Below are 25,281 nucleotides of genomic sequence, written 5' to 3' on the forward strand. Positions count from 1 at the left end.
CGCTGCGGTCAGCGCTTCCGGTCGTCGTCGTCCCAGGGGCCTTCCCACCAGTTGCCGCCCCCGCCCTCGTCCGACCCGCCGCGGCGACGGGAGCGCACGAACTGCACGATGATCACCGTCAGCGAGCTGAGCAGGATCAGGAAGACGACGAGGAACAGCACGTCGCTCTGGTTCATGGACGCTTCCCCTCCGCGGCATCCGCAACGATCTTCGCGATCCGGGCGGACCGCGTCTCGGGCCGCTTCGCCATCGCGATGTGCGTGAGGCCGAACTTCTTGACCGACTTCGGGAACGCGTCCCAGTTCTCGCGCGCCGCGGGCACGGCGTCGAGCGCTGCCGCGAACTCGTCGGGCTCGATCCCGGCCTCCGGCCCGTCGAGCACCGTCCAGGACCCGTTCGCCTTCGCGACCTCCAGGACACGGATGCCGGCCGGCGCGAGCAGCCCCTCCGCTTCGAGCAGGGCGATGCGCGCCTTGTTGGTCGCCGCCCATCCGCTGCCGGGGCGGCGCGGCGAGAACCACTGCCCGTTGGCGCGGTCGTTGCCTCCCTCGTCGAAGACGCGCACCGGGCCGTCGATCCATCCGAAGCAGAGCGCCTGCCGCACGGCATCCTCGTAGCCGACGCCGCCGGAGTCCGTGCCACGCACGCTCAGGAGCCAGACGCCGGCCGCGCGTTCGTGGTTCTCCTCGAGCCAGGCGCGCCATGCGGCGGCATCCGCCGCGCGGATCCGTTCGCCCTCGTCAAGCGCGCCCACGGGTCACTTCTTGGTCTTGACCGTCGTGATCGTGTCGGTGATCCGCGGCAGCAGGTCGGCGACCGACTGCACGATCTCGTCGGGGCGGAACGGATACTTCTCGATCTCGGCCTGGTCGCTGATGCCGGTGAGCACCAGCACGGTGTGCAGGCCCGCCTCGATGCCGGCGACCACGTCGGTGTCCATGCGGTCGCCGATCATGCCGGTGCGCTTCGAGTGCGCGCCGATCTTGTTCAGAGCGGAGCGGAACATCATCGGGTTCGGCTTGCCGACGACGTACGGCTCCTTGCCCGTGGCCTTCGTGATGAGGGCGGCGATCGCCCCCGTCGCGGGCAGAGGGCCGTCGGCGCTCGGGCCCGTGGCATCCGGGTTCGTCACGATGAAGCGCGCGCCGCCGATGATGAGGCGGATGGCCTTCGTGATGGCCTCGAAGGAGTAGTTGCGCGTCTCGCCGACGACGACGAAGTCGGGGTTCGTCTCGGTCATGATGAAGCCGGCGTCGTGCAGGGCGGTGAGGATGCCGGCCTCGCCGATCACGAACGCCGAGCCGCCGGGGAGCTGCTGCTGCAGGAACGACGCGGTCGCGAGGGCCGAGGTCCAGATGCGCTCCTCCGGCACATGCAGTCCGCTCGTGCGGAGGCGGGCGGAGAGGTCGCGGGCGGTGAAGATCGAGTTGTTCGTGAGCACCAGGTACGGGATGCCGGCGCTCTCCCAGCCGGCGAGCAGCTCGGATGCTCCGGGGATGGCGTCGTTCTCATGGACGAGCACGCCGTCCATGTCGGTGAGCCAGCATTCGATGTCGTCTCGTTGGGCCATGTGCCCAGCCTAGAGGGAGGGGGTGACCGCCGGAGGTCTGATGTCCGCGGACGGGACGGCCCAGGCGGCGAGGCCGGTGATGAGGGCCCGCAGCCCGATGCGGAAGGTCGCCGCGGCGGGGTCATCGCCGGCCCCCGCGCGGAGGCGCTCGGACTCGGCGTAGCGGGGGAACTCGTCGGCCAGCTCCCCCGGGGACATGTTGTCCCCGGGGGCGAGCGCGTCGAGCGCGGAGCCGATGATGAACGACTCGAGGGCGACGATCGTGTCGAGGGTCCGTGCGGCAGGCCAGCCGGCTGCGAGCAGTCGATCGGTGACGGCCTCGTACTGCACGAAGGACTCCCGATCCGCGTCGATGGGGAGGGTCGCCAGGAGGACGATCGCCCCCGGTGCGGTGAGCAGCGCCTCGCGATAGCTGGCGCCCCATCCGAACAGTGCGTCCGCGGCATCCGCCTCGCGCAGCGGCGCGAGATCGGTGAGCCGGCCGATGCGCGCCCGCATCCCGCGGATCACCGCATCGCGGTTCGCGTAGTGGTGGTACAGCGCCGACGTCCGCACGCCGAGCGCTGCGGCGAGCGCGGTCATGGTGAACTGCGCGGGTCCACGTGATCCCGCCACGCGGAACGCCGCCTTGAGGATCTTCTCCTCGGACAGGACGGTGGCGCTCGGGCGACCGGCGCTGCGCTGCTGCTTTGTCATGGACCCGTTCTCTGCTACTTTATTGAAACTCATTCAATTAAACCCCTGTCGGGAGCTCCCGCCATGACCATTGTCACTGCAGACGTGATCATCACGGGCGCGCGCATCATCACCATGGATCCGCGTCGCCCGGTCGCCTCCGCGCTCGCTGTGCGAGACGGCCGCATCCTCGCCGTGGGCGACGACACGACCGTCGCCGAGTTCCGCGGGGCGGCCACCGAGGTCCGGGACCATCGGGGGAAGACCCTGACGCCCGGACTCATCGACGCGCACCTGCATCCGATCCAGGGGCTCGAGCTCACGGTCGGAGCCGATCTCGGCGGGATCACCGAGGCCCGCGCCCTCCTCGCCGCCCTCCGCGCCGAGGCGGACCGCGCGCTGGCCGAGGACGCGGACCCCTGGGTGCGCGGCTGGAATCTCGACTACGACGTGTTCCATGCGCTGCCCTGCACGGCGGCTGCGATCGACGATGCGGTGCGCGGCCTGCCCGCCCTGCTGGTGATGTACGACGGGCACACGGCTCTCGCGAGCTCCGCGGGTCTGATCCGCGGCGGGATCACCGGCAGGCGCGACTTCTCCGACAACTCGGTCATCATGGTCGATGCGCACGGCGCGCCCACGGGTGAGCTGCGGGAGATGTCGGCCTACGAGCCCGTGCGCCTCGCCGCCCCCGCGCTCAGCCGCGAGCAGACGCTCGACGCGACGCATCGGCTGCTGCGCGGCCTCGGCTCGTCCGGTCTCACCGGCGGATGCATCATGGACGGATCCTTCGACACCCTCGACCTGCTGCGCGAGCTGGATGAGAGCGCGCGCCTCCCCATCCGCATCGTGTCGGCCGTCGACCACGAGCCGTCGTTCGATGCCGAGCGGATGGCGGCGAACCTCGCGGTGCGCGACCTGGGCGGAGCGCACTGGCGCGGGGGACTCGTCAAGCTCTACGCCGACGGCGTCGTCGAGACCGGCACCGCCTGGCTCTACGAGCCGGACACCGCGGGAGCGGGCCTCGAGCCGTTCTGGAGGGACCACGCGGCCTACGCGCGCACCGTCGGCGAGTACGCCAGGGCCGGATTCCAGGTGGCGACGCACGCGATCGGCGACCGCGCCATCGGCAGCGCCGTCGACGCGTATCTGCAGGCCGGGCCTCGAGCCGCGAACGGGGCCCCGCACCGCATCGAGCACCTCGAGACCACGGCCGATCGCGATGTCGCGCGCATCGCCGCCGCGGGCATCACGGCTTCGATGCAGCCCCTGCACCTGCAGTGGCGAAAGGCCGACGCCGCGGACGACTGGGCGCACCGCCTGGGTCCCGAGCGTGCGGCGCGGGCGTGGCGGGTGCGCGACTTCTGGGAGGCCGGCGCGCCGGTCGCCCTCGGCTCGGACTGGCCGATCGCGCAGAACGACGCGAGGATCGGCCTCGCCTGGGCGATGCTGCGTCGGCGGCCCGGCGCTCCCGATGCTCCGGTGTTCGAACCGGAGCAGCGCCTCACGGCCTACCGGGCGCTGCACGGCTACACCGTCGGCGCGGCGCGCGCCCAGGGCGACGTCGATCTCGGTCGGCTCGCCCCGGGGTACCGCGCCGACTACGCGGCGTGGGATGCCGATCCGCTCCAGGTCTCCGCCGACGAACTCGTCGACGTTCCCGTGTCCGAGACCGCCGTCGGCGGCCTCGTCGTCTCCTGATCACAACGAGGTGAACATGTTCGCTGAGGCGACAACACTCCCGGCCGTCGGCGGCTTCGTGCTGCTTCCCATCCTGGTCATCCTGCTCGTCGCCGTGCTGACGCGCCGGACGCTCTTCGCGCTGTTCTGCGGCACCCTCGTCGGAGCAGTGCTGCTGACCGGCTGGGGCGCCTTCGACACCTGGGTCGAGTACTTCGGCAAGTCGCTCGCGAACGAGACGGCCCAGTGGCTCCTGCTGATCGTGGTGCTGTTCGGCATCCTGATCACACTGTTCGAGCGCTCCGGGATCGTCTCGGACTTCGCGCGGTGGACAGAGCGGTTCGTGAACTCGCGGCGGAAGTCCACCCTGCTGACGTTCTTCCTCTCGGTGGTGCTCTTCGTCGACGACTACCTGAACGTCCTCACCGTCGGCACATCGCTGAAGTCCCTCACCGACCGCTACGCCGTGCCCCGCACGCAGCTGGGGTCGATCATGAAGATGACCGCAGCGCCGATCGCCGTGATCGTGCCGTTCTCGACCTGGGCGCTGTTCTTCTCCGGCCTCTTCGAGGTGCAGGGCGTGACCGTCGGGGGATCCGGCTTCGGCGCCTATCTCCAGGCGATCCCGTACATCTTCTTCGGCTGGATCGCGATCGTGGTGGCGTTCCTGATGAGCGCGGGGTGGCTCCCCCGGATCGGCGCGATCAAGCGCGACGCCGTGCGTGCCGAACGCGACGGCGACGTGTTCCCGCTCGGCACGACCGCGGAGGAGCGCGAGGCCGAGGGTGCCGTCCTCCTTCAGGAGATCCGGGCGACGGATGCCGACGGCTCGACCGCTCAGCGCGTCGCGGTGGCGCTCGAGACCGAGGCCGCCGTCAAGCGGCCGCAGGCCTGGCCCTTCCTGCTGGCGATGGTCACCCTCGTCGGGGTCACGATCCTGACCGAGGCGAACGTCGTGAAGGGCACGGCGGCCGCCCTGGTCGTCACGATCGTGATCACGCTCATCCAGCGGCGCCTGCGCATCCGCGAGGTGCTGGAATCAGCGCTCGCCGGCATCGAGAGCATGCTGTTCGTCGCGGTGCTCACGGTGCTCGCCTTCATGGTGCAGGAGATGAACCTCTCGCTGCACCTCGCCGATTGGGTCATCGCCGTCACGGAGCCCGTGCTCACACCGGCGCTGCTTCCCGCGATCGTGTTCGCCGTCTGCGGCATCTACGCCTATGCGACCGGTTCCTTCTGGGATCTCGCCGCCGTGATCACCCCGGTCGTGCTCCCGCTGGCGATCGCGCTCGGCGCCGACCCGATCCTCGCGGGCGCCGCCGTGTTCTCCGGGGCGGCCCTGGGCAGCACGACCTGCCTCTACGGTGACGGCATCATCCTCGCGTCGCGCTCGATCGGCATCAAGCCGCACAACCTCATGCTCGCGATCCTGCCGTACGCGGGCATCGCGGCGGGCCTGTCGTTCGTGATGTACCTCATCGTCGGCGTGATCGGAGCCTGAGCGCGGCCGACCGCCGGCCTTCGTCAGGCCGAGAGCCAGACCACGTCGGGGCTGCCATCCGGAAGCGCGGTGTCCGCGCCGTCCAGGCGCACGCCGGCGACGGTCACGGTGAGCGTGGTGCCGATCTCGACGCCCGCACCCTCCAGTGCTCGCAGCAGGTCCGGATCGCGGTCGTCCACCCGGAGTACGCGGCCGACGTGCCCGATCTCCGCATCCGCCAGCAGGACGAAGGGCTCGCGCTCGACCGCTCCGGAGGCATCGGGGATCGCGTCGCCGTGCGGGTCGAACCGCGGGCGGCCCAGACGTTCGTCGATGCCCTCGAGCAGCCGGTCGCTGATGGTGTGCTCGAGCACCTCGGCCTCGTCGTGCACCTCGTCCCAGCCGTAGTCGAACTCGCGCACGAGCCACGTCTCGATCAGGCGGTGGCGGCGCACCATCGCGAGGGCGCGCTGCGTTCCGGCATCCGTCAGCCGCACGGCGCCGTAGGGCACGTGCGAGACGAGACCTGCGGCCGCGAGCTTCTTCACCATCTCGGTGACCGAGGAGGGGGCGATGCCGAGCTTCCCCGCGAGGACCGACGGGGTGATCGGGGCGTCCTGCCATTCGGTGTGGGCGTAGACGGTCTTCAGGTAGTCGTCTGCTGCGGGGGAAGCCACGGGAGTCAGTCTAAATCAGGGGTCAGTTCGCGACCGCGACCAGCACGCCCCAGGCGACCTGCCCGGCGAAGAAGATGACGAGGAAGCCGAGGAGCGCCGCCGCCAGCGACAGACGTCCGTCGTAGTCGGAGACCTGGGCGATGCCGATCCGGCGGGCGCGGAACGACAGTACGAGCGTCGCGATGCCGAGCGCGAGCTGCACCCACGGCCCGCCGACCGGCAGCACCTGCGGGAATGCGATCAGCAGGGCGCCGATCACGCCGGCGGCGAGTCCGCTCCAGCTGAGGAGGCGGACGTTGCGGCGGGCGGTGTCGGCGGACATGACATCGAGCCTATCCGCGCCTCAGACCCCTCTCGTCCCGCTGCCTCCGGTCTCAGGCACCGGTGAGCACCAGCCAGAGCAGCGCCCCGTTGAGCGCGATCAGCAGCACGGATGCCACGATCCCGGCTGCCGTCGTCCACACCCGGTTGGTCCAGGCGCCGAGGGTGCGGCGCTGCGCGGTGAGCGCCACCAGGGGGATGAGCGCGAACGGGATGCCGAACGACAGCACGACCTGGCTGAGGACCAGGGCGAGGGTCGGGTCCACGCCGATCCCGAGGATCACGAGCGCCGGAATCAGGGTCACCAGGCGGCGCGCGAGCAGAGGGACGCGCACGTGCAGCAGGCCGTGCATGATCTCGGCGCCCGCGTAGGCGCCGACCGAGGTCGACGCCAGGCCGGAGGCGAGCAGGCCGACGGCGAAGAACGTGGCGACGACGGGACCGAGACCGGCGGCGAGGGCCGCGTGCGCGCCCTCCAGCGAATCGGTGCCCTCGACGCCGGCGAGGTTCGCCGCGGCCAGCAGCAGGATGCCGAGGTTCACCGAGCCCGCGATGACCATCGCGATCGAGACGTCCCAGCGGGTCGCGGTGAGGAGACGGCGGATGCGCGAGGTCTCGGTGCGCACCGCTTCGTCGCCCGCGTGGGCGGTCGTGGCGCCGAAACGGTCGCGGGCGAGCGAGGAGTGCGCGTAGATGGCGTGCGGCATGATCGTCGCACCCAGGATGGATGCCGCGAGCAGCACCGATCCTGTCCCCTCGAATCGGGGCACGAGGCCGCCGACGACGCCCGCGGGGTCCGGCGGAGCCACGAACACGCCCGCCACGAAGCCCACGGTGATGATGACCATGAGGCCGATGATGACGAACTCGAACGGGCGTGCGCCGCGACGGCTCTGCACCGCCAGCAGGATCATCGACACCGCTCCGGTGATGAGGCCGCCGAGCAGCAGCGGGATGTCGAACAGCAGGTACAGGGCGACCGCGCCGCCGATGACCTCGGCGAGATCGGTCGCCATCGCGACCAGCTCGGCCTGCAGCCAGTACGCGCGACGTGCCCATGGCCGCCGCAGCCGGGAGCCCAGCACCTCGGGCAGGCTCTGGCCCGTGACGACACCGAGCTTCGCCGAGAGGTACTGGATCAGCCAGGCCATCACGTTCCCGGCGAGCACGACCCACACCAGCAGGTAGCCGTACTGGGCTCCCGCCGTCATGTTGCTCGCGACGTTGCCGGGGTCGAGATAGGCGACACCCGCGACGAGAGCGGGTCCGAGGAGCCACAGGCTGCGCTGCGCGGTGGTGCGGGGAGCGGTACGGGGGGACGGCGTCAGCACCGACGGAGAATTTTTAGGCACACCGAAACCATAGCGTGTTTTCGGTGCACCTAAAAGTGGGAACGGTGCCTGCCTGGGTTCACGTGTCGGCCGACATCTGTGCCGCCGGATAGCCTGGCGTGATGGATGAGCAGACGCCCGACGGGCACACCGGTTCGGTGGCGCAGCCCGGGTACGGCGTCGGCCCGTGGCCGGGTGGTGAGGATGCCTGGCCCGACGGCGACCGCTACGACCCGGAGCTCCTGGCGGCGGGGGACACCCGCAACGTCATCGACCGCTACCGCTACTGGCGCATGGAGGCGATCGTCGCGGATCTCGACACCCAGCGGCATCCGTTCCACGTCGCGATCGAGAACTGGCAGCACGACATGAACATCGGCTCGATCGTGCGCAGCGCCAATGCGTTCCTCGCCGACACCGTGCACATCATCGGGCGCCGCCGCTGGAACAAGCGCGGTGCGATGGTGACGGACCGCTACCAGCACGTCGTGCATCACGAGGACGTCGAGACGTTCGCGGCGTGGGCGGCCGCCGAGGGCATCCCGATCATCGCGGTCGACAACGTCGACGGCGCGGTGCCCGTGGATCGCGCCGACCTTCCGCAGACCTGCGTGCTGCTGTTCGGTCAGGAGGGTCCCGGGCTGTCGGCGGAGGCTCTCGCCGCGGCATCCGCCCATATCGAGATCACGCAGTACGGCTCGACCCGCTCGATCAACGCCAGCGCGGCGGCAGCCGTGATCATGTACGAGTGGTGCCGCAGATACGCCAGCTGATCGTGCGGAGGAACCCCCTCGACAGGCGGTGCCCGCGGGCGTAGCGTGAGTGCCGATCGAGGAGGTCGACATGGCAGGCCCTACGCCCATCCGTCCCTATCTCTGGTTCCACGACTCCGCTCAGGAGGCGATGGAGTACTACGTCTCCGTGTTCCCGAACTCGTCGATCGACCAGGTGACGCTCTACCCGGATGAGAACCTCAGCGAGCACTTCGAGGGCATGGGCGGCAAGGTCATCAACGGCGAGTTCACGCTGAACGGCACGCGGTTCGGCTGCATCGACGGGGGACCGGCGTTCACGTTCAACGAGGCCGTGTCTTTCGTGATCGAGTGCGCCGACCAGGCCGAGATCGACCACTACTGGCAGGCGCTCTCCGCGGTTCCGGAGGCGGAGGCGTGCGGGTGGTGCAAGGACCGGTTCGGCGTCAGCTGGCAGGTGGTCCCCGCCGGCCTCGATCTGCTGCAGCAGCGCCCGGAGCAGATCCAGGCGCTCATGCACATGAAGAAGATCGTGATCGCGGAGCTCGAGATCGCCTGATCGAGACGCGGCGCCCAGGCGTGAGGTCGCTCAGCTGCGATCGATGCCGAAGAGGTGCCGATAGATCGCGTTGACGTCGCGATCAAGGTGATCGATTCGGCCATGCACGGCCTTGACCTCCGAGCGCACGCCGTCGAATCCGCTCCGGAACTCCGTGCGCACGGAGGTGAACTCGCTCCGGAACTCCGTGCGCAACCCGTCGAATCCGTTCTGCATCATTCGCAGGAAGATCGTCGAGATCAGTGTGATCGTCCCGAACATCCCTGCGGCGAAGACGCCGATCAGTGTCCAGATCTGTGGTTCGTTCATCCCCAGCATCCCCCCAGTGTGACTTGCTCTCATCGAGGATTCCACGCATCGGAACGTTGTATATCGCTGACCCCGCAGACTCTTAAGAACTCGTCCTTCTCTGGTGCTGTGGAGGACTAGACGGCGGCAGCGAGCCAGCGTCCTGACCGCACGCGCCAGCCCAGCGTCGCCAGACGTGCCAGCAGATAGACGCCGAAGAACGCGAGCGCGAGCCAGACGAGGCCGGTACTGCCGTCGACGCCGACCGCGGCGATGATCCACAGCACGGGTAGGAACGGCACGAGGTTCAGGGCACCGGCGATCGCGAGGTACCGCGCGTCGTTCGCCCCCATCAGCACCCCGTCGAGCACGAACACGATGCCGGCGACGGGTTGCGCGGCGGCCAGCAGGATCAGCGCCGGCTGCACGAGCGCCGCGATCTCCGGGTCGCCGGTGAAGACGAGGCCGAGCACCCCCGAGCTCGCGGCGATCAGCGCACCGACCGCGAGACCGAACCACGCACCCCAGGCCACGGTGCGGCCGAGCACTCGGTGCACCTGCTTCTCGTCGCCGGCTCCGAGCTCCTTGCCGATCAGGGCCTGCGCGGCGATCGCCAGCGCATCGAGCGCGAAGGCCGCGGCGGAGAAGATGGTGAAGACGATCTGCCAGCCGGCGAGCTCCTCGGTCCCGATGCCCGTGGCGACGGCGACCGTCACGAGGAGGGCGACGCGCAGGCTCACGGTGCGCAGGAACAGCCAGCCGCCGGAGGCGGCGGTGCTGCGCATGCCCGCCCGCTGTGCACGGAGCGAAGCGCTGTGCCGGGTGGCGAGCCGGCGCACGACCAGCACGTACGCGGCGACCATGCCCCACTGCGCGGCGACGGTGCCCGCGGCGGATCCGGCGATGCCCCACCCGAGCCCGTAGATGAAGAGCCAGTTGAGCAGCGCGTTGGCGCCGAATCCGAGGCCGGCGATCCACAGCGGCGTCACCGTGTCCTGCATCCCGCGCAGCAGGCCGGTCGCGGCGAACACGATCAGCATCGCCGGCAGCCCCCACATCGAGATGACGAGGTAGGCGTTCGCCTGTTCGGCGACGGCTTCCCCCGCACCGAACAGCGAGACGAGCCACGGCGATGCGACGGTGCCGACGACAGCGAGCGCCGCGCCCAGCGCGAGAGCCAGCCACATCCCGTTCACTCCCACGGTCACGGCTTCGCCGGGTCGGCCGGCGCCGAAGCGACGAGCGACCGCCGGGGTGGTCGAGTACGCAAGGAAGACCATCAGGCCGACGATCGTCTGCAGCACGGCCCCGGCGATGCCGAGCCCGGCGAGCGGCGTGGTGCCCAGATGCCCGACCAGGGCCGCGTCGACGATGAGGAAGGCGGGCTCCGCGATCAGAGCGCCCAGCGCGGGAACGGCGAGCCGCAGGATCTCTCGATTGAGGGAGCGGCGCGCGGTCATCTTCCGAGCTTAGGGTGGGGAGGGAACTCGGATGCTGCGGAGGTGCATCATGACGGATCCACGGGAGAGCGCTGCGCGATATCGGGCGCGGCAGCAGCAGGGCTCGACAGGCGACGACGAGGAGGGCATCGCCCCGGGCGTCGCGGCCGCCGTCGATCGGGCGGCCTTCATCGAGACAGCGATCCAGGTGGCGATCCGGCGTGGCGAGTTCGACGACCTGCCCGGTGCGGGCAAGCCGCTGGAGGGTCTGGGCACGCACCACGATCCGGACTGGTGGATCCGCCGCAAGATCGAGACCGAGAACCTCACCGGGCTCGGCCCGCCCGCCATCCTGCTGCGCAACGAGGACCGCGAGCTCGACGATCAGCTCGACCTCCTCGGACGGGAGTCCGACGTGCGCGATGTGCTGGCCGACTTCAACCGGCGCGTGATCGAGGCGCGTCGTCAGCTCCAGGGCGGGCCCCCGGTGGTCACCGCGACCAGGGACGTCGAGGCCTCCGTGGCAGCCTGGCGCGAGCGCCGTGCGGCCCGGCCCGCGGCATCCGCTCCCGAGCCGGAGCGTCGCCGCCGTCGCTGGGGGATCCGCAAGACCGAATGACGGAGGCGCGTCATAGGCTGTTCGCATGACTGACGTTCTTCCCGTGGGCCTCGCCCTTGATGAGTTCAGCTCCGACATCCGCCCGCAGGACGACCTGTACCGCCACGTGAACGGCGCCTGGCTCGCTCGCACCGAGATCCCGGGCGACAAGGCGCGCTGGGGCTCGTTCCACCTGCTCGCGGAGCAGGCCGAGAAAGACGTCAGGACGATCATCGAGGAGTCGCAGGATGCCGAGGACAGCACCCTCGCCCGCAAGATCGGCGACCTGTTCGCGAGCTTCATGGACACCGCGCGCATCGAAGCGGCCGGCACCGCTCCGCTCGCCGACACCCTGGCCGAGATCGACGCGATCGACAGCATCCCGTCGTTCCTGCGCACGGTCGGCGCCTATGACCGCGACGGCCGCGCGCACCTGATCGGGTTCTACGTCGACGGCGACCCGGGCGACCCGGAGCGCTACGTGCCGGTCATCGTGCAGTCGGGGCTCTCGCTGCCCGACGAGAGCTACTTCCGGCTCGACACGTTCGAGGAGACGAGGGCCAAGTACCGCGCGCACCTCGAGCGTCTGCTCGCGCTCGCCGGAATCGCGGATGCCGCCGCCCAGGCCGACCGGGCGATCACGCTCGAGACCGAGCTGGCCGGCCACCACTGGGACAACGTGAAGAGCCGCGACGCGGTCGCGACCTACAACCTGAGGAACTGGACCGAGATCCAGGAGCTCGCCGGCGTGGACCTCGCCCCCTGGCGCGAAGCGGTCGCCCCGTCGAACCCGCGTGCTTTCGACGAGGCCGTCGTCTCGCAGCCGAGCTTCCTCGAGGGCCTCGGCGCGCTTCTCACCGCCGAGCGCCTCGACGACTGGAAGGCCTGGCTGCGCGCGCAGGTCGTGCACGCGGCGGCGCCGTACCTGACCGACGACTTCGTGCAGGAGAACTTCTCGTTCTACGGGACCGAGCTCACCGGCGTCCCGACGATCCGCGAGCGCTGGAAGCGCGGTGTGTCGGTGACCGAGGGCGCGCTGAGCGAGGCGATCGGCAAGGTCTACGTCGAGCGCCACTACCCGCCGACGGCGAAGGCGGCGATGGACGAGCTCGTCGCGAACCTCATCGAGGCGTACCGCCGGAGCATCACGGACCTCGAGTGGATGACGGCCGAGACGCGCGAGCGCGCGCTGGCCAAGCTCGACTCCTTCACCCCCAAGATCGGCCACCCGACCGTGTGGCGCGATTACTCGAGCCTCACGATCGACCGGGCCGACCTGTTCGGCAACATCCGCCGTGCCGCGATCGTCGAGCACGACCGCCACGTCGACAAGGTCGGCAAGCCGATCGACCGCGACGAGTGGCACATGCCGCCGCAGATGGTGAACGCCTACTACAACCCGTCGATGAACGAGATCGTGTTCCCCGCGGCGATCCTGCAGTACCCGTTCTTCGACGCCGCACGAGACGCCGCCGCGAACTACGGCGGCATCGGCGCGGTCATCGGCCACGAGATCGGCCACGGATTCGACGATCAGGGCAGCCGCTACGACGGAGACGGCCGGCTCCAGGACTGGTGGACCGACGCCGATCGCGCCGCCTTCGAGGAGCGCACCAAGGCACTCATCGCGCAGTACGACGAGCTCGTCCCCGAAGGGCTGGACGCGGAGCATCACGTCAACGGCGCCCTGACGATCGGCGAGAACATCGGCGACCTCGGCGGCCTGGGCATCGCGCTGAAGGCCTACGAGCTGTCGCTCGCCGGCGCCGCGGATCCTGTCATCGACGGCTACACGGGAGTCCAGCGCCTGCTGCTCTCGTGGGCCCAGGTCTGGCAGCAGAAGAGCCGCGACGCCGAGACCCTGCGGCTCCTCACGATCGACCCGCACTCGCCGAACGAGTTCCGCTGCAACCAGATCGTGCGCAACATCGACGCCTTCTACGCCGCGTTCGACGTGAGCGAGGACGATGCGCTGTGGCTGCCGCAGGAGTCCCGGGTGACCATCTGGTGACCGATCACCGCACTCTGTGACGATCTCCCCGGCGGCGGGGTTACGATATCCCTGCCGCTGGGGAGCGCATCCTCTCGGTATCCCGCAATCCCCATCCCCCCTAAGGATCACGCGTGGGCGCTCCCGAGCCTTTCGAAGGGTTCCGCAACTCGCAGGCCCCGGCCTCTGCCGGCGGACGCCGGTCGCAGCGCGCCAGCAGGCGCCTCCCGCGACGAGCCGCCGTCGGACGCCGGTCGTTCACCTCGACCCTGCGGTCGCTGGAGGAGCTGGCGGACGCCGGTGCGCAGGTCTCCGTGCACGTCGTCGACCTCGACAGCCACGTGCACGTGCTCTCGGGCGATGACCACGTCACGATGCCGGTCGCGGGGCTCGGCGTCGTGCCGCTGCTGATCGAGGTGGCGGCGGGTTTCGAGAACGGCACGCTGGATCCCCTGGAGATCGTCGACCGCACGGTCGTGGAGGCGGTGGAGACCTCGGGGCTGTGGCGGAACCTGCATGCCCCCGCGCTGCCGCTCGAAGATCTCGCGGTGCTGGCTGCCACCGCCGGTGACCCGATCGCGGTGAACGCTCTGCTGCAGCGGGTCGGGCACGATCGAGTGCGCGAGCGCATCGAGTCGCTCGGGCTGCGTCGCACAGCACTGCTCGACCGCTTCCGCGACCAGCGCGGTCCCGACGACGCACCGCAGGTCGCGGTGGGATCGGCCCGCGAGCTCGCCGGCCTCTTCTCGGCGCTCGTGAACTCGCAGGTCGTCGACGCCGCGGTCAGCGCCCAGGTGTCGGAGTGGCTCAGCCTCAATCAGGATCTGAGCCTGGTGGCGGCATCCACGGGTCTCGATCCGTTCTCGCACGATCACGACGCCCACGGGCTGCTCTTCATCAACAAGACGGGCCGCGATCGCGGCGTGCGTGCCGAGGCCGGCGTGCTCGCCGGGCCCCGCGCCGGCATCGCCTACTCGCTCATCGTCTGCTTCGACGACCTCTCGATCACCCACCGTCTGCGCGCGCACGACGCGTTCCGCGTGCTCGGTGTCGAGCTCATGGAGTACACGCACTGAGCGCCGTCGCTCTCGGCCGAAGCGTCAGCCCGGCAGCGACGGATGCTGCTCGGCGCTGCGCTGGCGGGGGATGAACAGCGACAGCACGACGGCGACGATGCCCGCGGCGATCGCCAGCCAGAAGCACACGTCGAACGCGGCGCGCGTCGGCATCGCCACGCCGCCGGCGTCGGTGCTCATCGCCGCGAGGATCCCGCCCATGACGGCGGAGGCGCTGGACGTGCCGACCGAGCGGAACAGGGCGTTCAGGCCGTTGGATGCTCCGGTCTCGTTCGCCGGGACGGAGCGCATGATGATCATCGGCATGGCCGCGAAGGTGAAACCGATGCCCACGCCGATGAGGATGTTCGCGGCGAGGATGTGCCACACCTCGCTCGACCACAGCAGCACGAACAGATAGGCGAGCACGATCGCGGCAGCGCCGATGGTGAAGAGCGGGCGTGGGCCGACGGTGCGCTCGAGCCGTCCGGACAGCGGTGAGATGACCATCATCACCAGTCCGGCCGGCATGACGACGAGCGCGGCGCCGACCATGTCGAGGCCGAACCCCGAGCTCGCGACGGGCATCTCGAGCAGCTGCGGGAACGTGATGTTGGATCCGAACAGGGCGAAGCCCATGCCGATCGCGGCGATGTTCGTGAAGAGCACGGCGGGACGCGCGGCGACGCGCAGGTCGAGCAGCGGGTCTTTCGTGCGCAGCTGGTACCAGCCCCAGACGAGCAGCACGATGACGCCGCCGATGATGCTCGTGAGCGTGAGGGGCGCCGTCCAGCCCCACTCCGCACCTCGGGACACGAAGAGCAGGATGCCGGTGAGCCCGATCGCGAGCCCGATCGCGCCGATCACGTCGAGGCGGCCGGGGGAGCGCAGGACGTCTTCCGGCACGACCAGCAGCACGAGCGCGAGGCCGACGGCTCCGAGCGCGGCGGCGAGCCAGAAGAGCATGTGCCAGTCGGCGTGCTCGGCGAGAAGAGCGGCGACCGGGAGTCCGATCGCTCCGCCCACGCCCATGGTGGCGCTCATCAGGGCGACAGCGGTTCCCAGGCGCTCGGGTGGCAGGACGTCGCGCATGATCGCGATGCCGAGCGGGACGACACCCGTGACGGCACCCTGCAGGGCGCGGCCGATGATGACGCCCACGATCGATCCGGAGAGTGCGGCGATGAGGGAACCGGCGACGAGGAGCGCCAGCAACACGATCACGACGCGGCGCTTGCCGTACATGTCGCCCAGGCGTCCGGAGATCGGGGTGGCGACGGCGGCCACGAGCAGTGTGATCGTGACGACCCAGGTGGTGTCCTCGCGTGAGGCGTTCAGGAGCTGCGGGAGCTCCGCCTGCAGCGGCACCACCAGCGTGAACATGAACGACGAGCACAGCCCCGCGAAGGCGAGGACCGCGACGATCGCCCATTTCGGCGGGGTTCTCGAGAGACGTCTCCTGGCCTTGTCCTCGTTCGCACCCACCGACCAAGGCTATCGGCGCTCCCGACACCCGAGGGTCGAACGGCTCTGACTAACATGTGGACATGGTCACGAGCAGCGTCGCTCCGGACGATCCGGCCGCCAGTCGCGGCATCTCCCGGCGCACCCAGTCCGACATCTACCGCGCCGGCATCAGCGGGACGAAGCCCGCGGTGCCGATCGACTCCGCGGGGCTGAAGGCGGCGGCGCGCAAGGCGCTGAGCGCCGAGGCGTTCGCCTACATCGCCGGAGGTGCGGGCGCCGAGCGAACCGTGGCGGCCAACCGCGCGGCGTTCGGGCGCTGGCAGGTGTGGCCGCGTCCGCTGCGCGATGTCTCCGTGCGCGACCTCGGCGTCGACTTCCTCGGCACGCGCCGTCCGACTCCGCTGCTGCTCGCTCCGCTCGGGGTGATGGAGATGGCGCACGCGGATGCCGACCTCGCGGTGGCCAGAGCCGCGGCATCCGTCGGCGTGCCGTACACGCTCTCGAACCAGGCGTCGTTCCCGATGGAGCAGGTGGCGGATGCCGCGCCGCAGGGGTCCCGCCTGTTCCAGCTCTACTGGTCGGCATCGGACGACCTGAACCGCTCGCTGCTCGCCCGCGCCGAGGCGTCCGGCTGCGAGGCGATCGTCGTCACGCTCGACACTCATCTGCTGGGCTGGCGGACGCGGGATCTCGATCTGGCGTATCTGCCGTTCACTCGGGGCATGGGCATCGCGCAGTACATGAGCGATCCGGTCTTCCAGCAGCTCGTGCGCGAACGGGTGAGCGCTCCGAAGACGGATGCCGCGGCCGTGAAGGTCACGCCCCAGGCCGTCCGGGCGGCACTGACGATCGCGAGGAAGGGCGCGCCTCTCACAGGAGGCGGCTCGCTGCGCGACAACCTGCGCTCACCCCTGCCGAGGGCCGCGGTCGAGACGTTCCTCGATGTGTTCTCCACCCCGGCGCTGACCTGGGGCGACCTCGCCAAGGCTCGGGAGTGGACGACCCTGCCGATCATCCTCAAGGGGATCGTGCACCCCGACGATGCGCAGAGCGCCCTGGACGCCGGGATGGACGGGATCTGGATCTCCAACCACGGCGGCCGCCAGATCGACCAGTCCGTGCCCACGCTCGCCGTGCTGCCCGAGATCGCCGACCGCGTGGCCGGCCGGGTGCCGATCGTGTTCGACTCCGGCGTGCGCGGAGGAGCGGATGCCGCGATCGCCCTGGCTCTGGGCGCCACCGTCGTGGCGCTCGGGCGTCCCTACGCGTACGGTCTCGGCATCGCGGGGGAGGCGGGGGTGCGCGAGGTGATCCGCAACGTGCTCGCCGAGCTCGACATCACCGTCGGCCTGGCGGGCCTGACGTCGGTGTCGCAGCTGGATCGGGACGCCCTGCGCGCCGTCTGATCCGGATGCCGATTCCTCGAACCGGCCGAGGAGGGGCAGACTGGGTTCGTGCGAACCATCCGCGATCTCGACACCGTTGAACTCATCCTCGACGCGCAGGGTCTGCTCGACTCCATCAGGGGTCCGCAGCGCGTCGTGGATGCCGGCACTCTGCGCGCCCTGCAGCAATCGGGCAACTACGTCGTCGGCTTCTTCGACGGCGAGGGCGACGACGAGCGCATGGTCGGCGCGTCGATCGCGTTCTTCGGAGAGCCGGCACGCCGTGCGATGCACTCGCACATCACCGCGCTGCTGCCCGAGTACCGCGGCCGCGGGTGGGGCCGCGAGCTCAAGGAGCACCAGCGCCAGTGGGCGTTCTCGCGCGACGTCGGCCGCATCACCTGGACGTTCGACCCGCTCGTGGCGCGCAACGCGCACTTCTTCTTCTCGGTGCTGGGCGCCAGGGCCACCGGGTACTCGGTGAACCGCTACGGCATCTTCGGCGGCGGAGACGCCGGCGACGAGAGCGACCGGCTCGACGTCGAGTGGGCTCTCGCCGACATCGCGAAGCCCCCGGCATCCGACACGGTCGTCCAGACCCTCGAGATCCCCGCCGACATCGAGTCGCTGCGTGTCTCCGACCCCGACGCCGCCCACGAGTGGCGTATGCGCCTGCGTGGCGAGATGGAGGAGCTCCTCGGACGCGGCCTCCGGGTCGCCGGGTTCGACGTCGAGCGGGGCTACCTCTTCACGGAGTGACGCCGGCCGTCACCGTACCCCGCGCATGAGCTTCAGCACGGGCTTGACCGAGAGCAGCAGTCCGATCCCGACGACGATCGCGATGGCGCCGAGGATCGAGAAGAACGGCACCTCGTTCTCGGGGTCGTAGAAGGCCACGAGCTGCCCCGAGATCGCGGTGCCCAGCGCGACCGACAGGAAGAACAGCGCCACCATCTGCGTCTGGAACACGGCCGGGGCGAGCTTCGTGCTCGCCGACAGCCCGACGGGCGACAGCAGCAGCTCGGCGACGGTGAACACGAACAGGATGCCCACGATCGCCAGCACCGGCGTGGTGTTCTCCCCTCCGCCTGCGAACGGGAGGAACAGCAGGAACGCGGATCCCATGATGATCGCGGCGAGTCCGAACTTCACCGGGGTGGAGGGCTGGCGTCTGCCGAGTTTCGTCCAGAGGGCGGCGAAGACACCCGACAGGATGATGATGAAGACCGGGTTGATCGACTGCACCCACGAGACCGGCATCTCCCAGCCGAAGAGCGAGCGGTCCAGGCGCTTGTCGGAGTAGATCGTCAGCACCGTGAACTGCTGCTGATACAGCGACCAGAACGCGACGCTGGTGATGAACAGCGGCAGGAAGCCCCACACGCGCGACCGCTCGGTCGCGTCGATGCGGGGACTGCGCAGGATCACCGTGAAGTAGGCGATCGCTGCGACGACCGTGACGCCGATGACGATGGGGGCGAGGTTGTCGGCGCGGATGACTCCGAGCAGCACGAGCACCGCGATGAGCACGACGGCGGTGACCGCGATCACGACGACCAGACGGTAGCGCGACGAGGGCAGCGGGTTCGGCACCACGCGTGCGGCTGCGGGCAGGGATCGGCGGCCGAACGAGTACTGCACCAGGCCGAGGGTCATTCCGACAGCCGCCAGACCGAAGCCCCAGTGGAAGCCCAGGGTCGACTGCAGGATGCCGGTCAGGATGGGGCCGAGGAAGCCGCCGAGGTTGATCCCGAGGTAGAAGAGCGAGAAGCCGGCGTCGCGCCGGGTGTCGTCCGGCGCGTAGAGCGTTCCGACGACCGAGGTCGCGTTCGCCTTGAGGCCACCCGATCCGAGCGCGACCAGGACGAGACCGACGCCCACGCCGAGCACGCCGGGGATGAGGGCCAGCGCGATGTGCCCCGCGACGATCACGATGGCGCTGACGAACAGGACACGCTCCGACCCGAACAGTCGGTCCGCGAGCCAGGCGCCGAGGATGGTGGCGAGGTAGACGGATCCGCCGTAGGCGCCGACGATGCCGCCCGCCACCGCCTCGGGGATCCCGAGCCCGCCCTGGGTGGCCGAGTAGTACAGGTAGATGAGCAGGATCCCCTGCATGCCGTAGAAGCTGAATCGCTCCCACATCTCCACGCCGAAGATGTGGACCAGCGACCACGGCTGTCCGAAGAATCGTGTGTCATCGTCGCGGGTCCGACCGGTCGGCTGCGCAGTGCTCATCCCACGACGGTACCCTTCGGCAGGCTCAGTGACCCCGTTTCGCGACGGATAGAATGGGGGTGCCCGTGCTCACGGGTTCTCCCGCTTCCGACCATTGGAGCCACCATGGCCGAACAGTCCCGCCTCGACAAGGTCATCGCCCTCGCCCGCCACCGCGGGTTCGTGTTCCAGGCCGGTGAGATCTACGGCGGTTCGCGTTCGGCATGGGACTACGGCCCCCTCGGCACCGAGCTCAAGGAGAACATCCGTCGGCAGTGGTGGCAGACGTTCGTGCGCGGCCGTGGCGACATGGTCGGCCTCGACTCCTCGATCATCCTCCCCAAGCGCGTGTGGGAGGCATCGGGTCACGTCGCGACCTTCACCGACCCGCTGGTCGAGTGCCTGCAGTGCCACAAGCGCTTCCGTGCCGACAACCTCATCGAGGACTTCGAGGCGCGCAAGGGCCGCAAGGCCGAGAACGGCCTCGCCGACATCCCCTGCCCCAACTGCGGCACCAAGGGCCAGTACACCGAGCCGAAGGCGTTCTCCGGCCTGGTGAAGACGTACCTCGGCGTCGTCGACGACGAGTCGGGCCTCTACTACCTGCGCCCCGAGACGGCGCAGGGCATCTTCGTGAACTTCTCGAACGTGCTCACCGCGAGCCGCAAGAAGCCGCCGTTCGGCATCGGCCAGGTCGGCAAGGCGTTCCGCAACGAGATCACCCCGGGTAACTTCATCTTCCGCACCCGCGAGTTCGAGCAGATGGAGATCGAGTTCTTCACGCCGCCCGCCGAGGCGCCGCAGTGGTTCGAGCACTGGGTGGAGGCGTGCTGGAACTGGTTCATCGATCTCGGCATCGACCCCGAGAACATGCGTCAGTTCGACGTGCCGGAAGACGATCGCGCGCACTACTCCGCCGGCACCATCGACGTCGAGTACAAGTTCGGCTTCGCGGGCAAGGAGTGGGGCGAGCTCATGGGCGTCGCCAACCGCACCGACTACGACCTGTCGAGCCACAGCGAGGCATCCGGCCAGAGCCTGACGTACTTCGACCAGGCCACGGGCGAGCGCTACACCCCCTACGTGATCGAGCCGTCGTTCGGTCTCACCCGCGCCATGATGGCGTTCCTCGTCGACGCGTATCGCGAGGAGGAGGTCCCGAACGCCAAGGGCGGCTCCGACGTGCGCACGGTGCTGAAGCTCGACCCGCGTCTCGCCCCGGTCAAGGCCGCAGTGCTGCCGCTGTCGCGCAACGAGCGGCTCTCGCCCCTCGCCCGCGAGGTCGCCGACACGCTCCGGAGCTCCTGGGCGGTCGACTTCGACGACGCCGGCGCGATCGGCCGGCGCTACCGTCGCCAGGACGAGATCGGCACCCCGTTCTGCGTCACGGTCGACTTCGACTCGCTCGACGACCGTGCTGTCACCGTGCGCGACCGCGACACGATGGCGCAGGAGCGCGTCTCGATCGACGGCCTGCACGCCTACCTCGCGGAGCGTCTCAAGGGCGCCTGAGCGCCCGGCCTCACCGCCGCTATGCTGACGGCATGATCGAGGAGTGGAGCGAGTTCAACGTGGCCATGGCCGGGGCCACCGCCGCTCTGGTCGGCCTCGTGATCGTCGCATCCAGCGTGAACATCGGCGAGATCATCAAGTCGCGCACGCTCACGGCGCGGCTGCTGGCCGGGATCGCGGCGCTCGTGCTCGCCCTCGCGGTGTCGGCGATCAGCCTCGTGCCCGGGATCGACCGCGTCTGGTTCGGAGTGGTGACCGTCTTCGCGTCGCTCCTGGCGGCGATCTTCCAGGTGCACGCGACGCGGCTCATCGCGACCGACCCCGACCCCGCCGACCGGGCGCGACCGCTCAAGTACATCGTGGGCTTCCTCCCGCTCCTCGCCTACCTCGTCGCCGGCGTGCTCGTCCTGATCGGGCATCCGGCGGGCCTCTATCTCGCCGCGGCCGGATGCCTGCTGGCGATCGTGTCCGCGATCGTGGTGTCGTGGGTCGCGCTGGTCGAAGTGCTGCGCTGAGCGGATGCCGGCTCAGGAGGCCGGGGACCCGGCGACCGCCCGCGCATAGCGCTCCGAGAGCACCTGCAGGCGGGGGATGAGCTCCGGGGGCGATTCCACCGTGAAGTCCATCATCAGCATCCCGATGTAGGCGGCGACCGTGTCGAGGCTGTCGGCGCCGGTCACCAGCACGCAGTGGTCCTCGTCGATCGGCTCGACGGCGCCGACCGCCGGATGGATGCGGTCGAGCACCTGCTGCGTCGGCGCATCGATGAGCAGACGCGCGTGCACGTTCCAGCCGCTCTCGGCGATCGTGCGCATCATGAACGCGGTGTAGTCACCACCGGGCAGCGGCTGCGGGTCGAAGCGCCGTCGCGTCGGCATCCGCAGCTCCATCCAGTCGACGCGGTACGTGTGCCATCCGCCGCTCTGCGGGTCTCGTCCGACCAGGTACCACCGGCGATGCCAGGTGAGCAGTCGGTAGGGCTCCACCAGCACGGGCGCTTCCTGGTAATCGAACCGCAGCCACTCCTCGTTGCGGATCGCGCCCGCGATCTCGCGCAGGACGGTCGCGTCGACCACGGGGTCGGGTGCGTCGGTGTCGTTGTTCTCGGGCGCACGGTCGATCGTCGTCTTCAGTGCATCGACCACTGGGCGCAGGTGCGACGGCAGCACCTGCTCGAGCTTGGCGAGGGCCCGCGCGCCGGACTCCTCGACGCCGGCGATGCCCGCCGCGGCGCGCAGCCCCACCGTGACAGCCACGGCCTCCTCGTCGTCGAGCAGAAGAGGGGGAAGCTTGCCGCCGGAGCCGAGGCGGTAGCCGCCGACGGCTCCGCGTGTCGCGTCGACCGGATAGCCGAGTTCCCGCAGACGATCGACGTCGTGGCGGATCGTGCGCGAGGAGACTCCCAGGCGCTCGGCCAGGTCTCGGCCGGAGCGCTCCGGGCCCGTCTGCAGCAGCGAGAGGAGGGCCAGGAGCCGGGCGGTGGGATCGGCCATGAGAATCCCTTCGAGGAAGTTCTTTTATTAGGAACATATCCTACCTAATGAGGAAATATCGTCGAAGACATGAACAACACAACCGCTCCCCTCAGCATCCGCCCGTTCACCGTCTCGGTCTCCGCCGCCGAGATCGCCGATCTGCAGGATCGTCTCGCCCGCACCCGGCTGCCCCAGCCCTCTCCCACCGACGACTGGGATGCCGGCACCCCCAACTCCTACCTCCGTGAGGCCATCGAAGCATGGCGCTCGTTCGACTGGGCCGCCGCCCAGGAGCGGATCAACGCCGTCCCGCACTTCACCACCGAGATCGACGGACAGACGATCCACTTCATCCACGTCCGCTCCGCTCACGAGGGTGCGACGCCGCTCCTGCTCGCCCACACGTACCCCGGCTCGGCCGTCGACTATCTCGACGTGATCGACCGGCTCGTCGACCCGGTGGCGCACGGCGGCCGCGCCGAGGACGCCTTCGACGTCGTGATCCCGGATGCTCCCGGCTACGGCTTCTCGCAGCCGCTGGCCTCCGCCGGCTGGACCACGGCGAAGGTCGCCGCGGCCTACGACCAGCTGATGCGCGGCCTCGGCTACGACAGCTACGGCATCCACGGCTCCGACAACGGCGCGATGGTCGCGCGTGAGCTCGGGCTGCTCAACCCCGAGGGATTCCTCGGCCTGCACGTGCTGCAGCTGTTCTCGTTCCCGTCGGGCGACCCGTCCGAGTTCGAGCGGCTGGAGCCGCAGGACTACGCCGGCCTGGAGCACATGCAGTGGTTCCAGTCCGTCGGCGGGTACAACACGATGAACTCCTCGCGGCCTCAGACCGTCTCGGTGGGCATCAGCGACTCCCCGATCGGGCTGCTCTCCTACAGCGAGCTGTTCAACTCGTTCGGCAACGGCACCTCGCTCGTGACGCTCGAGCAGATCCTGCTCGAGGTCAGTGTGAACTGGTTCGCCAACGCGGCCTCCGGCATGAGCCGCAGCTATCTGGAGAACGCCCGCGCCGACGGCGGGGAGGACGCGGCGCCGCAGATCAACGCCGCGCCGACCGGGGTCGCGGTGTTCAAGGACGACTTCCAGACGATCCGGGTCTTCGCCGAGCGCGACAACTCGAACATCGTGCACTGGAGCCGCTTCGACGAGGGCGGCCACTTCGCGGCCCTCGAGCGTCCGGATCTCGTCGCCGGCGACATCCGCGCGTTCTTCGCCGGGCTGCGCTGAGCGCGACCGCCCCGAGACCCCGCCCCGCTGATCTCAGCCGGGCGGGGTCTCGTCGTGCAGGTCGAGCCACATGATGCGCAGGCCCACATCGCCTTCGATCGGATGCCGGAATGCACCGGGTGCGATGCCGATCGTGCGGAAGCCGAGATCCTCGTACAGGTGGACGGCGGACGCGTTCGTCTCGACCACCGCGTTGAACTGCACTGCCGCGAAGCCCTCGCGCCGCGCCCAGCCGATCATGTCCTCCACGAGGGTCCGTCCCACGCGACGCCCCCTCGCGGCGACGTCCACCATGAAGCTCGCGGATGCCACATGCGACCCCGGCCCCGGACGATTGGGGTACATGTTCGCCGTGCCGAGCACCCGCTCGCCGGACACCGCGACGACGGTCCGCGCCGGAGCGCCCAGCATCCACATGCGGTGTGCGTCGGCCTCGCCCATGCCGGGGTCGTAGGCGAAGGTCGTCTGCTCGCGGATGACCTCGCGGACGATCGTCCAGATCTGCGGCCAGTCGTCACCGGTGGCTTCGCGCACCGTGACGGCGCTCAGCTCGTGACCTCGATCCGCACCTCGTCGGTGCCGCCGGATTCCGCCCACGCGAGCGAGCGTTCGAGGATGCCGCGGAGCACGTCGAGGTCGATCTGCTCGAGGTCCTTGATGTAGACGCAGCTGACACCGGTCGTGTGCGGCCCGAGCTGCGCGAGCGCCTCGGCGTGGGCGTCTGTGCCGTCGAGCAGGTAGATCGTCGTGGATGTCTTGCGCGGAGCGAAGCCGAGGAGTCCGGTGTCGCCCTGTGTGCCGGTCGGGTAGCGGTAGTGGCACGAGCCGAAGCCGATGATCGTGCCCCAGGTCGCCGGCTCGCGGCCCGAGATCTCCTGCATGAGCGCGGTCAGCGTCTCGGCATCGCGCCGGCGGATCGCGGGGGTCGCGCGGGCGATGAGCCCGGCGACGTCGTTCCCGGTCGGCTCCATGTCAGGCCTTCGCTTCCTTCGCCGCGAGTTTCATCGCCTTCTTGTGCTCGCGCACCTTCGTCAGCGACTCGGGCGAGACGATGTCGGCGACGCTGCGGTACGAGCCCTCCTCGCCGTAGACGCCGGCGGCCTCGCGCCAGCCCGCGCCGGTGAAGCCGTACTGCTTGCCGAGCAGCGCCAGGAAGATCTTCGCCTTCTGCTCGCCGAAGCCGGGGAGGGACTTGAGGCGCTTGAGGACCTCGGCGCCAGACGGCTGGGTCCCTGAGCCCGTCGAAGGGCGCGTCCAGAGTGCGCTGGCATCCCCGCCCCAGTCGTCGACGAGCGTCTGGCACAGCGTCTGCACGCGCGTCGCCATCGATCCGGGGAAACGATGCACGGCGGGAGTCTGCTGGAAGGCCTCGAGGAACTCGTCCGGTGCCATGCCGGCGATGGCGGCGGCATCCGTCGCTCCGGTGCGCTGCTCGATCTTGAGCGGACCGGCGAACGCGGTCTCCATCGGGACCTGCTGGTCCAGCAGCATCCCGACAAGCAGAGCCAGCGGGTTATCGGTCAGCAGCTCGTCGGCGGCGGTGTCTCCGGTGATGTGAAGGGCCATGCCTC

The 25,281-nt window shown here is 69.7% G+C and carries 27 protein-coding genes; 12 read left to right on the forward strand and 15 right to left on the reverse strand.

Translation table 11 applies throughout. The annotated features are described in order from the left end of the window. Window positions 1–8: 8 nt before the first annotated feature. The 4 genes from MRBLWH11_RS07430 to MRBLWH11_RS07445 are packed head-to-tail and all read right to left on the reverse strand — an operon-like array spanning window position 9 to window position 2,266. Entirely contained in the window at window positions 9–176 is a 168-nt protein-coding gene (locus MRBLWH11_RS07430; RefSeq protein WP_341947356.1) for a hypothetical protein, read from the reverse strand. Continuing rightward, window positions 173–754, reverse strand: coding sequence for a YdeI/OmpD-associated family protein (locus MRBLWH11_RS07435; RefSeq protein WP_341947357.1), 582 nt, complete (start codon window positions 752–754; stop codon window positions 173–175). Before MRBLWH11_RS07435 ends, MRBLWH11_RS07430 begins: the two co-directional genes overlap by 4 nt. A gap of 3 nt (window positions 755–757) precedes the next feature. After that, on the reverse strand, window positions 758–1,570 hold the full coding sequence (locus tag MRBLWH11_RS07440; protein WP_116633790.1) for an HAD-IIA family hydrolase: 813 nt from the start codon (window positions 1,568–1,570) through the stop codon (window positions 758–760). Between the two features lie 9 nt (window positions 1,571–1,579). Further along, window positions 1,580–2,266, reverse strand: coding sequence for a helix-turn-helix domain-containing protein (locus MRBLWH11_RS07445; protein ID WP_341947358.1), 687 nt, complete (start codon window positions 2,264–2,266; stop codon window positions 1,580–1,582). Window positions 2,267–2,329: 63 nt separating this feature from the next. Between MRBLWH11_RS07445 and MRBLWH11_RS07450 the strand changes: the two genes are divergently transcribed. Together MRBLWH11_RS07450 and MRBLWH11_RS07455 are read left to right on the forward strand one after the other, a co-directional pair. Then, on the forward strand, window positions 2,330–3,946 hold the full coding sequence (locus tag MRBLWH11_RS07450; protein ID WP_341947359.1) for an amidohydrolase: 1,617 nt from the start codon (window positions 2,330–2,332) through the stop codon (window positions 3,944–3,946). 16 nt (window positions 3,947–3,962) lie between these two features. After that, window positions 3,963–5,426 (forward strand): Na+/H+ antiporter NhaC family protein, encoded by a 1,464-nt coding sequence (locus MRBLWH11_RS07455; protein ID WP_341947360.1) that lies wholly within the window; start codon window positions 3,963–3,965, stop codon window positions 5,424–5,426. Window positions 5,427–5,449: 23 nt separating this feature from the next. Here MRBLWH11_RS07455 and MRBLWH11_RS07460 read toward each other — a convergent pair whose 3' ends face one another. The 3 genes from MRBLWH11_RS07460 to MRBLWH11_RS07470 are packed head-to-tail and all read right to left on the reverse strand — an operon-like array spanning window position 5,450 to window position 7,731. Beyond that, complete coding sequence (locus tag MRBLWH11_RS07460; protein ID WP_341947361.1) at window positions 5,450–6,082, reverse strand: metal-dependent transcriptional regulator; 633 nt, start codon at window positions 6,080–6,082, stop codon at window positions 5,450–5,452. Window positions 6,083–6,104: 22 nt separating this feature from the next. Beyond that, window positions 6,105–6,404, reverse strand: coding sequence for a hypothetical protein (locus MRBLWH11_RS07465; protein WP_116633792.1), 300 nt, complete (start codon window positions 6,402–6,404; stop codon window positions 6,105–6,107). A 52-nt stretch (window positions 6,405–6,456) separates the two neighbouring features. Then, the gene (locus MRBLWH11_RS07470) at window positions 6,457–7,731 is read right to left on the reverse strand and encodes an Nramp family divalent metal transporter (RefSeq protein ID WP_341947812.1); all 1,275 of its coding nucleotides are present in this window, start codon (window positions 7,729–7,731) and stop codon (window positions 6,457–6,459) included. Between the two features lie 125 nt (window positions 7,732–7,856). Here MRBLWH11_RS07470 and MRBLWH11_RS07475 point away from each other — a divergent pair, with 125 nt between their 5' ends. Next, a complete protein-coding gene (locus MRBLWH11_RS07475; RefSeq protein ID WP_341947362.1) occupies window positions 7,857–8,507 on the forward strand; it encodes a TrmH family RNA methyltransferase in 651 nt (216 codons plus the stop codon). Window positions 8,508–8,577: 70 nt separating this feature from the next. After that, complete coding sequence (locus MRBLWH11_RS07480) at window positions 8,578–9,045, forward strand: VOC family protein (RefSeq protein ID WP_116634022.1); 468 nt, start codon at window positions 8,578–8,580, stop codon at window positions 9,043–9,045. 30 nt (window positions 9,046–9,075) lie between these two features. On the opposite strand, the gene MRBLWH11_RS07485 is transcribed toward MRBLWH11_RS07480, so the two are convergent. Continuing rightward, entirely contained in the window at window positions 9,076–9,354 is a 279-nt protein-coding gene (locus tag MRBLWH11_RS07485; RefSeq protein ID WP_116634023.1) for a hypothetical protein, read from the reverse strand. Window positions 9,355–9,470: 116 nt separating this feature from the next. Continuing rightward, on the reverse strand, window positions 9,471–10,793 hold the full coding sequence (locus MRBLWH11_RS07490; RefSeq protein WP_341947364.1) for an MATE family efflux transporter: 1,323 nt from the start codon (window positions 10,791–10,793) through the stop codon (window positions 9,471–9,473). Between the two features lie 49 nt (window positions 10,794–10,842). On the opposite strand from MRBLWH11_RS07490, the gene MRBLWH11_RS07495 reads away from it, so the two are divergent. The 3 genes from MRBLWH11_RS07495 to MRBLWH11_RS07505 all read left to right on the forward strand — a co-directional run bounded on the left by MRBLWH11_RS07495 (window position 10,843) and on the right by MRBLWH11_RS07505 (window position 14,436). Beyond that, the gene (locus MRBLWH11_RS07495; protein WP_341947366.1) at window positions 10,843–11,391 is read left to right on the forward strand and encodes a DUF1992 domain-containing protein; all 549 of its coding nucleotides are present in this window, start codon (window positions 10,843–10,845) and stop codon (window positions 11,389–11,391) included. Window positions 11,392–11,416: 25 nt separating this feature from the next. Continuing rightward, window positions 11,417–13,381: a M13-type metalloendopeptidase gene (locus tag MRBLWH11_RS07500; RefSeq protein ID WP_341947368.1), complete on the forward strand. Its 1,965-nt coding sequence runs from the start codon at window positions 11,417–11,419 to the stop codon at window positions 13,379–13,381. Window positions 13,382–13,494: 113 nt separating this feature from the next. Then, window positions 13,495–14,436, forward strand: coding sequence for a serine hydrolase (locus MRBLWH11_RS07505; protein ID WP_116633797.1), 942 nt, complete (start codon window positions 13,495–13,497; stop codon window positions 14,434–14,436). A gap of 24 nt (window positions 14,437–14,460) precedes the next feature. On the opposite strand, the gene MRBLWH11_RS07510 is transcribed toward MRBLWH11_RS07505, so the two are convergent. Continuing rightward, window positions 14,461–15,900, reverse strand: a complete 1,440-nt coding sequence (locus MRBLWH11_RS07510) for an MFS transporter (RefSeq protein ID WP_341947370.1) — start codon at window positions 15,898–15,900, stop codon at window positions 14,461–14,463. 62 nt (window positions 15,901–15,962) lie between these two features. Here MRBLWH11_RS07510 and MRBLWH11_RS07515 point away from each other — a divergent pair, with 62 nt between their 5' ends. Together MRBLWH11_RS07515 and MRBLWH11_RS07520 are read left to right on the forward strand one after the other, a co-directional pair. Beyond that, the gene (locus MRBLWH11_RS07515) at window positions 15,963–17,288 is read left to right on the forward strand and encodes an alpha-hydroxy-acid oxidizing protein (RefSeq protein ID WP_341947371.1); all 1,326 of its coding nucleotides are present in this window, start codon (window positions 15,963–15,965) and stop codon (window positions 17,286–17,288) included. 48 nt (window positions 17,289–17,336) lie between these two features. Next, the gene (locus MRBLWH11_RS07520; protein WP_116633800.1) at window positions 17,337–18,026 is read left to right on the forward strand and encodes a GNAT family N-acetyltransferase; all 690 of its coding nucleotides are present in this window, start codon (window positions 17,337–17,339) and stop codon (window positions 18,024–18,026) included. Window positions 18,027–18,035: 9 nt separating this feature from the next. Here MRBLWH11_RS07520 and MRBLWH11_RS07525 read toward each other — a convergent pair whose 3' ends face one another. Continuing rightward, window positions 18,036–19,505: a peptide MFS transporter gene (locus tag MRBLWH11_RS07525; RefSeq protein ID WP_341947372.1), complete on the reverse strand. Its 1,470-nt coding sequence runs from the start codon at window positions 19,503–19,505 to the stop codon at window positions 18,036–18,038. Between the two features lie 105 nt (window positions 19,506–19,610). On the opposite strand from MRBLWH11_RS07525, the gene MRBLWH11_RS07530 reads away from it, so the two are divergent. Beyond that, window positions 19,611–20,996, forward strand: a complete 1,386-nt coding sequence (locus MRBLWH11_RS07530; protein ID WP_341947373.1) for a glycine--tRNA ligase — start codon at window positions 19,611–19,613, stop codon at window positions 20,994–20,996. Between the two features lie 32 nt (window positions 20,997–21,028). Further along, the gene (locus MRBLWH11_RS07535; protein ID WP_341947375.1) at window positions 21,029–21,511 is read left to right on the forward strand and encodes a hypothetical protein; all 483 of its coding nucleotides are present in this window, start codon (window positions 21,029–21,031) and stop codon (window positions 21,509–21,511) included. A gap of 12 nt (window positions 21,512–21,523) precedes the next feature. On the opposite strand, the gene MRBLWH11_RS07540 is transcribed toward MRBLWH11_RS07535, so the two are convergent. Continuing rightward, complete coding sequence (locus MRBLWH11_RS07540; RefSeq protein WP_341947376.1) at window positions 21,524–22,489, reverse strand: WYL domain-containing protein; 966 nt, start codon at window positions 22,487–22,489, stop codon at window positions 21,524–21,526. A gap of 69 nt (window positions 22,490–22,558) precedes the next feature. On the opposite strand from MRBLWH11_RS07540, the gene MRBLWH11_RS07545 reads away from it, so the two are divergent. Continuing rightward, the gene (locus tag MRBLWH11_RS07545) at window positions 22,559–23,710 is read left to right on the forward strand and encodes an epoxide hydrolase family protein (protein ID WP_341947377.1); all 1,152 of its coding nucleotides are present in this window, start codon (window positions 22,559–22,561) and stop codon (window positions 23,708–23,710) included. 33 nt (window positions 23,711–23,743) lie between these two features. Here the strand turns inward: MRBLWH11_RS07545 and MRBLWH11_RS07550 are convergent, their stop codons facing one another. From MRBLWH11_RS07550 to MRBLWH11_RS07560, 3 genes are read right to left on the reverse strand one after another with little or no spacing between them, the layout of a single operon-like run. Continuing rightward, window positions 23,744–24,244, reverse strand: coding sequence for a GNAT family N-acetyltransferase (locus MRBLWH11_RS07550; RefSeq protein ID WP_341947378.1), 501 nt, complete (start codon window positions 24,242–24,244; stop codon window positions 23,744–23,746). An 11-nt stretch (window positions 24,245–24,255) separates the two neighbouring features. Next, a complete protein-coding gene (locus MRBLWH11_RS07555; protein ID WP_341947380.1) occupies window positions 24,256–24,681 on the reverse strand; it encodes a DUF1801 domain-containing protein in 426 nt (141 codons plus the stop codon). Window position 24,682: 1 nt separating this feature from the next. After that, window positions 24,683–25,276, reverse strand: coding sequence for an HhH-GPD-type base excision DNA repair protein (locus tag MRBLWH11_RS07560; RefSeq protein ID WP_116633807.1), 594 nt, complete (start codon window positions 25,274–25,276; stop codon window positions 24,683–24,685). Between the last annotated feature and the right edge of the window lie 5 nt (window positions 25,277–25,281).

This window comes from Microbacterium sp. LWH11-1.2 (assembly GCF_038397745.1).
Taxonomy (GTDB): Bacteria; Actinomycetota; Actinomycetes; order Actinomycetales; family Microbacteriaceae; genus Microbacterium.

What these genes read in the sequence shown, in the direction of transcription:
- MRBLWH11_RS07445 (WP_341947358.1), bottom strand. Translation starts at nt 2,266, where the DNA reads ATGACAAAGCAGCAGCGCAGCGCCGGTCGCCCGAGCGCCACCGTCCTG.
- MRBLWH11_RS07555 (WP_341947380.1), bottom strand. Translation starts at nt 24,681, where the DNA reads ATGGAGCCGACCGGGAACGACGTCGCCGGGCTCATCGCCCGCGCGACC.
- MRBLWH11_RS07530 (WP_341947373.1), top strand. Translation starts at nt 19,611, where the DNA reads ATGGCCGAACAGTCCCGCCTCGACAAGGTCATCGCCCTCGCCCGCCAC.
- MRBLWH11_RS07515 (WP_341947371.1), top strand. Translation starts at nt 15,963, where the DNA reads ATGGTCACGAGCAGCGTCGCTCCGGACGATCCGGCCGCCAGTCGCGGC.
- MRBLWH11_RS07465 (WP_116633792.1), bottom strand. Translation starts at nt 6,404, where the DNA reads ATGTCCGCCGACACCGCCCGCCGCAACGTCCGCCTCCTCAGCTGGAGC.
- MRBLWH11_RS07535 (WP_341947375.1), top strand. Translation starts at nt 21,029, where the DNA reads ATGATCGAGGAGTGGAGCGAGTTCAACGTGGCCATGGCCGGGGCCACC.
- MRBLWH11_RS07430 (WP_341947356.1), bottom strand. Translation starts at nt 176, where the DNA reads ATGAACCAGAGCGACGTGCTGTTCCTCGTCGTCTTCCTGATCCTGCTC.
- MRBLWH11_RS07450 (WP_341947359.1), top strand. Translation starts at nt 2,330, where the DNA reads ATGACCATTGTCACTGCAGACGTGATCATCACGGGCGCGCGCATCATC.
- MRBLWH11_RS07540 (WP_341947376.1), bottom strand. Translation starts at nt 22,489, where the DNA reads ATGGCCGATCCCACCGCCCGGCTCCTGGCCCTCCTCTCGCTGCTGCAG.
- MRBLWH11_RS07475 (WP_341947362.1), top strand. Translation starts at nt 7,857, where the DNA reads ATGGATGAGCAGACGCCCGACGGGCACACCGGTTCGGTGGCGCAGCCC.
- MRBLWH11_RS07490 (WP_341947364.1), bottom strand. Translation starts at nt 10,793, where the DNA reads ATGACCGCGCGCCGCTCCCTCAATCGAGAGATCCTGCGGCTCGCCGTT.
- MRBLWH11_RS07480 (WP_116634022.1), top strand. Translation starts at nt 8,578, where the DNA reads ATGGCAGGCCCTACGCCCATCCGTCCCTATCTCTGGTTCCACGACTCC.
- MRBLWH11_RS07560 (WP_116633807.1), bottom strand. Translation starts at nt 25,276, where the DNA reads ATGGCCCTTCACATCACCGGAGACACCGCCGCCGACGAGCTGCTGACC.
- MRBLWH11_RS07485 (WP_116634023.1), bottom strand. Translation starts at nt 9,354, where the DNA reads ATGAACGAACCACAGATCTGGACACTGATCGGCGTCTTCGCCGCAGGG.
- MRBLWH11_RS07525 (WP_341947372.1), bottom strand. Translation starts at nt 19,505, where the DNA reads ATGAGCACTGCGCAGCCGACCGGTCGGACCCGCGACGATGACACACGA.
- MRBLWH11_RS07440 (WP_116633790.1), bottom strand. Translation starts at nt 1,570, where the DNA reads ATGGCCCAACGAGACGACATCGAATGCTGGCTCACCGACATGGACGGC.
- MRBLWH11_RS07455 (WP_341947360.1), top strand. Translation starts at nt 3,963, where the DNA reads ATGTTCGCTGAGGCGACAACACTCCCGGCCGTCGGCGGCTTCGTGCTG.
- MRBLWH11_RS07545 (WP_341947377.1), top strand. Translation starts at nt 22,559, where the DNA reads ATGAACAACACAACCGCTCCCCTCAGCATCCGCCCGTTCACCGTCTCG.
- MRBLWH11_RS07500 (WP_341947368.1), top strand. Translation starts at nt 11,417, where the DNA reads ATGACTGACGTTCTTCCCGTGGGCCTCGCCCTTGATGAGTTCAGCTCC.
- MRBLWH11_RS07495 (WP_341947366.1), top strand. Translation starts at nt 10,843, where the DNA reads ATGACGGATCCACGGGAGAGCGCTGCGCGATATCGGGCGCGGCAGCAG.